Origin of the sequence: Clostridium sp. D46t1_190503_E9 (genome assembly GCF_015555225.1) — a bacterium.
Classification (GTDB): domain Bacteria; phylum Bacillota; class Clostridia; order Clostridiales; family Clostridiaceae; genus Clostridium.
The window spans coordinates 1-7,361 of the sequence record NZ_JADNKB010000026.1; the positions used below are offsets into that span (position 1 = coordinate 1).

Consider the following 7,361-nt stretch of genomic DNA (forward strand, 5'->3'; position numbering starts at 1 on the left):
CTCAATAAAAAGTTTAATCTCTTCGCTCAAATTACTTTGAGTCTTAATTTTAAGACGTCTAAAAGAATTGCTGGTTTATTTTACTTAACTTATTTTCTGTTCAATTTTCAAAGACCATTTTCTTCATCGCTCTCAAGCGACTTTCTTATCTTACTATCTTTAGATTTATTTGTCAACATCTTTTTTTTGACTGTTAAATCCTTTTTGTAAGACCTCTTGTCCCTTAGGACATAAAGTATGATATCATGCTTTCTTTTAATAAATTATACTTTAATTTATTAAATATAATAATTATAATTATAAATTCGCCAAATATCTTTATTTTTCTCTTTTTTTCTCATATTGATACGTGTGGATTAGTTGTTATTTGAATTATACGTCATTAATAAAAATATACTATTTTTATATGTAAATGGTGCTTAATATATTATATTCTTTTATTGAATAAATTATTAAGCACCTTTTCTTATCTTATTCTATTATTTTATAATATATTATTCTATTTACTATATTATAATTGGATAATTACTAGAACCATTTATAACATTATTTTCTGATATTCTATTTCCTGAATTTAATATAGCATTATTTATTATTGTATTATTTTCTATTATACAATTTTCCATTACTATACTATTTCTGACTATAGCATCCTTTGCTATTTTCACCTTTCTTCCAATTATACAATTCTCAACCTTACCTTCTATATATGATCCATTTGCTATTATAGAATTATCGACTTTACTTTCCTTTGAATAGTATGTTGGAGATTCATCCTTTTGTTTCGTATATATTGGATTATTATTGTAGAATAGCTCTCTGCTTATTTCTACATTTAACAATTCCTTATTAGTATTAAAATATGATTCCACTGAGTTTATGCAAGCTAGATAGCCTTTAAATTCAAAAGTTCCAACATTTAAATTTTCCAAGTTGTCTACTATATATTCTTTTACTTTCTTATATAGTCCAGTAGTTATACTATCTTTTATTATATCTATAAATAAACTTGTCTTCATTATATACATTTCCATATTTACATTAGTATTGCCTCTTCCTTCTGAAATACCCTTTATGCTTTTTACTTTATTATTGTCGTCCATTATTATTTCTTCACAATTTATAAATTTATTACTATAGTTATCTTCATTCTTATATATTACTGTAATATCATCACCTGAGGTTTTATGCTTTTCTAAAGCTTCCTTATAATTTATATTACATATCATGTATGATGGCGATATAATTATATACTCTTTTCTACTGTATTTTATAAATTCAATATTTTCTATAAAACCATGAATATCATCATATCTTGGATCATATTCACTATAATTGAATACTTTTAAAGCATCATGCTTCCTATGAAGGTCCCACGGTCTTCCATTACTTAAGTGCTTCATAAGAGAATAGGATTTTCTTTTTGTAAATATACCAATACACTCTACCCCTGAATTAGTTAAGTTTGATAATATGAAATCTATTATTCTATATCTTCCTGCTATTGGCATTGCAGATATTGTATTAGAACCTATTAAATTTTTTAAATAATCTTCCTTTTCATCTAAATTTATTATTCCTATACAATCCTTCATTTAATTTCCCCCTAATTTATAGTGCTTCAGCAGGCTCTAATGTTGTACCACTTTTCAGCTCCTCTTTAGATGCTATAACTGCTATTTTTTTACCGTCACCAATTTTACATCCGCTTCTAATTATTGCATTGCTTCCAACTATGGCTTTATTTATTACTACATTATCTTCAATCTTAGTATCTGGCATTATTACTGAATCTTTTATTACTGAATTTTTCCCGATACTTACCCCCTGAAATATTACCGAATGTTCTACATCACCTTCAACTATACATCCCTCTACTACAAGAGACTCATTAACATTTAAGTTACTTCCTATATACTGAGCTGGTCTTGCTATATTCTCTGAGTATATCTTCCATTCATTATCATATAAACTTAACTTATTATCTGTATTTAATAAATCCATATTAGCTTCCCATAAGCTTCTTATAGTTCCAACATCTTTCCAATAACCTTCAAATGGATAAGCTACTAATCTCATTCTTTTATTTAGCATATTTGGGATAATATTTTTCCCAAAATCGTTACTAGAGTATATATCATTTTCATCTTCAATTAAAAAACTTTTTAATACACTCCAATTAAATATATATATTCCCATGGATGCCTTTGTACTTTTAGGCTTTTTAGGCTTTTCTTCAAATTCATATACTGATAAATCATCTCTTGTATTCATAATTCCGAATCTACTTGCCTCTTCTATAGGTACATCTATTACAGCTATTGTAGCATCAGCTTCTTTTTCCTTATGAAATTCTAACATTTTATCATAATTCATTTTATAAATATGATCACCTGATAGTATTAATATATACTCTGGATTATATCTATCTACATATTCAATATTTTGATAAATGGCATTTGCTGTTCCTTTATACCATTTCCCGCCCTTTTCTTCTTGATATGGTGGTAATATTCTTACTCCACCATCTCTCCTATCTAAGTCCCATGGTGCCCCTATACCTATATGTGCATTTAATTCCAATGGCTTATATTGTGTTAATACTCCGACAGTGTATATACCTGAATTAGAACAATTACTTAATGGGAAATCAATAATCCTATACTTTCCACCAAAAGGTACTGCTGGCTTTGCTAATCTTTTTGTTAATACTCCTAAACGTGATCCCTGTCCTCCAGCTAAAATCATTGCTACAATTTCTTTTTTACCCATCTATCCTACTCTCCTTACCTTAGTTTATATATAAATATTTATTAAAATCTCAAAGTATCTCTTTAAGATATAAATATGAGTAAGGCATTAATTATATGTTAAGTAACACTATTTTTTATAAAAAAAACACCTAATTGATTTTTAGGTGTTTTAATAATCTTATAAATTTTTATATAATACTCCTGATCCCCAGATACCAGTTGCATATTCTTTTATTGTTCTATCAGATGAAAAAATTCCTGAATGTGCTATGTTTACTCCACACATTCTTTGCCAATTGTACTTATTGTTATATAGTTCATTTACTTTTATTTGAGCTTTTATATAACTGTCAAAATCCTTCAAAACGAAAAATTCATCATTATACATTAATAAACTATCATATATTACTCTAAACTTATCTTTATCAGAAGAATAAGTTCCATCTATTAACCCATCTATAACCCTTTTAACTCTATTATCATTATTATATATATCCCATGATGAATATCCACCATTCTTATAATAATCTAAAACTTCATTTGCAGTTAATCCAAATATAACTATATTATCATCTTTAACTTCATCTTTTATTTCTATATTGGCTCCATCTAATGTGGCTATTGTAACAGCTCCATTCATCATAAACTTCATATTAGATGTGCCTGATGCTTCCTTTGTAGTTGTTGATATTTGCTCACTTAAATCAGTTGCTGGAATTATTTTTTCTGCTAGTGAAACCCTATAATTCTCCATCATAACAACTTTTATTTTTTCATTAACTCTTGGATCATTATTTACTTTATTGGCTATTGATGTTATAAGCTCTATTGTATTTTTAGCTAAACGATATCCTGGAGCTGCCTTTCCAGCAAAAATAAATGTTCTTGGATTTATATCTATATTTGGATTTTCTATTAATTTATTGTATAGATCCATAATTCTTAAGCAATTCAAAGTTTGCCTCTTATATGCATGAATCCTCTTTACTTGAACATCAAATATAGATTCAGGGTTTACTTTTATACCAGTTGAATTATAAATCTCATTAGATAACTTAACTTTATTATTTAACTTTATATTACTAAGTTTATTTAATACATTATTATCATTTAAATGTTTTTCAAAATTAACTAGATCTATTGGATGTCTAATAAAACTATCACCTATAGTTTCCTTCAATAGATTTGTTAGTTCTGGATTACTCTTTAATAGCCATCTTCTATGAGTTATTCCATTAGTTTTATTATTAAACTTATTTGGATATAGATAATAAAAATCTGACATTTCTTTTTTCTTAAGTATTTCTGTATGAAGCTTTGCAACTCCATTTACACTATGGCTTCCTACTATAGCTAGATTAGCCATTCTAACAAAATTATCTCCAATGATAGCCATTCTAGAAATCTTATCCCATTGCGCTGTATATTTATCCCACAATTCCTTACAATATCTCTCGTTTATTTCTTCTACTATCATATATATTCTAGGTAATACCTTCTTGAACATATTTATCGGCCATTTTTCTAATGCTTCTGCAAGTATAGTATGATTTGTATATGAAATTGTATTTTGGGTAATTCTCCACGCTTCTTCCCATGATAATTCTTCTTCGTCAATTAATATTCTCATAAGCTCTGGTATAGCTAACGTTGGATGCGTATCATTTATATGAATTGCTACTTTTTCATCTAATTCATGTATATTATTATTATATTTTTTATAATGTCTTATAATACTTTGCAAGCCGGCAGATACAAAAAAGTATTGTTGCTTCAGCCTTAACATTTTTCCCTCGTAAAATGAATCTTCTGGATATAATACTAATGATATTGATTCAACAGAATTTTTATATTCAATTGCTTTTAAAAATTCCCCTCTACTAAAAGATGAAAAATCAAATTCATTGCTTACAGGCTCTGCTGTCCATAATCTTAAAGTATTAACTACTTCATTTTGATATCCAACTACTGGAGTATCATAAGGAACTGCTAATACTGGTTCGTAATTAACGTGGGTAAAAGCTAATCTTCCATTTACAGTTTCTACTTTTACTTCTCCACCAAACTTTACTATTTCAGCTTTATCTCTTTTAGGTATTTCCCATACATTACCTGATCTTAACCAATTATCAGGAACTTCTACCTGCTTTCCATCTATTATTTTTTGCTCAAAAAAGCCATATTTATATCTTATTCCACACCCATGCCCTGGTATATTTAAGGATGCCATAGAATCTAAAAAACATGCAGCTAATCTACCTAAACCACCATTACCAAGTCCTTGATCCTGTTCTAAGTTTTCAAGTTCATCTAAATTTATATTTAAATCCGCAAGAGCTTCTCTACAAGTTTCTCTTATACCTAGATTCATTAAAGCATCCCCTAATAATCTTCCAAGTAAAAACTCCATCGAAAAATAATATACTTGCTTTTCTCCAGTTTCTTTATATCTGTTATTTGTGTTAAGCCATTCTTCAGCAACATAATCTCTAACTAAACTTCCTAAAGCTTCATACTGTTGTTTCTTAGTTCCGTCTTCCAATCCCTTTCCCGTCATCTCGAGGAATTTTCGTTTGTAATCCCTCTTTAAGGAATTCTTATCTACATCTAGCATAAATTCTCCTCCTGTTAAAGCAATATTACTTATTTATTACACCTATATATAATTTTTTGTATTCTCTTGCTGATTTTTCCCAGCTATTATCTGATTTCATCGCTTGTCTTATAAGTGAATTCCATATCTGTTTATTATTATAGACATTTAAAGCATATTCTGATACATGTGTTAGCTCATGACAATTATAATTTCTAAATCCAAATCCATTTCCTAAGCCAGTGTATTGATTATATGGAATGACTGTATCTTTTAATCCTCCAGTTTCTCTTACAATCGGAATTGTTCCATACCTTAATGCAATCAACTGACCTAATCCACAAGGTTCAAATAATGATGGCATTAAAAAGAAATCTGATCCTGCATATATTTTATGAGCTAGTTCATTACTAAATTTAATATTTACTGAAACCTTATCATGATATATATAGTTAAATTTCCTTAGTGTTTCTTCATAAGCTCTATCTCCAGTTCCTAATATAACTACTTGTATATTCTTTTGTAGTAATCTATCTAAAGAATTTATAATCAAATCACATCCTTTTTGATGTGTCAATCTAGATACCATTCCTATAATAGGAATATCACCATTTATTGGTAATCCTAATTCTCTTTGTAAACATTCTTTATTTACTTTCTTGTCATATATATTACCTAATGAATAGTTTTTGTATATATATTGATCAGTTTCAGGGTTATATTCATCATAATCTATTCCATTCAAAATTCCCTTCAACGCATAACTTCTATGTCTTAAAAGTCCTTCAAGTCTTTCACCATATTGAGATGTCTGAATTTCTTGTGCATAAGTATTACTTACTGTAGTAACTTGATCAGAGTAATTAATTCCTCCTTTCATAAAACTTACCCCGCCATGTAACTCTATACTTCTATTGAAATATGCTTCATAATTATATCCAAGTAATTCTGGCAAAATTTCTGGAGAAAATGTTCCTTGGAAAAGTAAGTTGTGTATTGAAAAAAATGTTTTTATATTTCTATACATATTTCTTTTTTCGTATTCTAATCTATAAATTACAGGAACCATTCCTGTTTGCCAATCATTACAATGAATTATATCTGGTCTCCAATTCATCTCATTAATAAATTCTAGTACTGCTTTATCAAAGAAAATGAATCTTTCTGCATCATCATAATATCCATAAAGATTATCTCTTTTAAAGTAATATTCATTATCTATAAAATAATACTCTACCCCATTGTATATATATCTAAAAAGTCCACAATACTGCTTTCTCCAACCTACATTAACATAAAAATACTTTATAAACTCCAAATTATTAATATATTTACTTGATATATTTTTATATTTAGGTAATATAACTTTTACTTCTACATTTTCCTTATTTAATGCTTGAGGCAATGCTCCCATTACATCTCCTAATCCCCCTGTTTTAATAAAAGGATGTGCCTCAGATGCTACCATTAATACTCTCATACAGTACTCCCCCAATAAATTTAAAATTTATAATATATTTAAATGTATGAAATTTATTGAAGAGTATTCTTATTAAAAACCATTTTTATGTAAATAATATAATAAAGAAACTTAGTAAATGATTACACTAGAGATTTTTTATACTATATTATGTTACAACTTTTCCACAACTATTTTATTTTATAAACAGTTTTTGATGAAAATTTATAATATCTGTTGATAAATAATAAAATTCAAAATAAAATTATATAACAAAAAAGACTTAAGAATAAATTCTTAAGTCTTTTTTAACGACCTGGCAACGTTCTACTCTCCCACACAGTCTCCCATGCAGTACCATCGACGCTGTAGAGCTTAACTTTCCTGTTCGGAATGGAAAGGAGTGTTTCCTCTACGCCATCATCACCAGATTTCAGAGTGTTCTCTGAAAATTGCACATGAATTAATTTTAAGCCTGTTTTTTATTGGTCAAGCCCTCGACCTATTAGTATCAGTCAGCTAAATATGTTACCACACTTACACCTCTGACCTATCA

Annotated in this window: 4 protein-coding genes and 1 rRNA gene; all 5 read right to left on the reverse strand. The window is 27.9% G+C overall.

Going from position 1 to position 7,361, the window contains the following annotated elements; genetic code table 11:
* Window positions 1–506 precede the first annotated feature (506 nt).
* The 5 genes from glgD to rrf all read right to left on the reverse strand — a co-directional run bounded on the left by glgD (window position 507) and on the right by rrf (window position 7,236).
* The gene (gene glgD, locus I2E83_RS17755; RefSeq protein ID WP_195266911.1) at window positions 507–1,595 is read right to left on the reverse strand and encodes a glucose-1-phosphate adenylyltransferase subunit GlgD; all 1,089 of its coding nucleotides are present in this window, start codon (window positions 1,593–1,595) and stop codon (window positions 507–509) included.
* 16 nt (window positions 1,596–1,611) lie between these two features.
* A complete protein-coding gene (locus tag I2E83_RS17760; protein ID WP_195266912.1) occupies window positions 1,612–2,772 on the reverse strand; it encodes a glucose-1-phosphate adenylyltransferase in 1,161 nt (386 codons plus the stop codon).
* Window positions 2,773–2,931: 159 nt separating this feature from the next.
* A complete protein-coding gene (locus tag I2E83_RS17765) occupies window positions 2,932–5,367 on the reverse strand; it encodes a glycogen/starch/alpha-glucan phosphorylase (RefSeq protein WP_195266913.1) in 2,436 nt (811 codons plus the stop codon).
* Between the two features lie 25 nt (window positions 5,368–5,392).
* Window positions 5,393–6,826 (reverse strand): glycogen synthase GlgA, encoded by a 1,434-nt coding sequence (gene glgA / locus I2E83_RS17770; RefSeq protein ID WP_195266914.1) that lies wholly within the window; start codon window positions 6,824–6,826, stop codon window positions 5,393–5,395.
* 293 nt (window positions 6,827–7,119) lie between these two features.
* Window positions 7,120–7,236 (reverse strand): 5S ribosomal RNA (gene rrf, locus I2E83_RS17775).
* Window positions 7,237–7,361: the final 125 nt, after the last annotated feature.

What these genes read in the sequence shown, in the direction of transcription:
- glgD (WP_195266911.1), bottom strand. Translation starts at nt 1,595, where the DNA reads ATGAAGGATTGTATAGGAATAATAAATTTAGATGAAAAGGAAGATTAT.
- I2E83_RS17760 (WP_195266912.1), bottom strand. Translation starts at nt 2,772, where the DNA reads ATGGGTAAAAAAGAAATTGTAGCAATGATTTTAGCTGGAGGACAGGGA.
- I2E83_RS17765 (WP_195266913.1), bottom strand. Translation starts at nt 5,367, where the DNA reads ATGCTAGATGTAGATAAGAATTCCTTAAAGAGGGATTACAAACGAAAA.
- glgA (WP_195266914.1), bottom strand. Translation starts at nt 6,826, where the DNA reads ATGAGAGTATTAATGGTAGCATCTGAGGCACATCCTTTTATTAAAACA.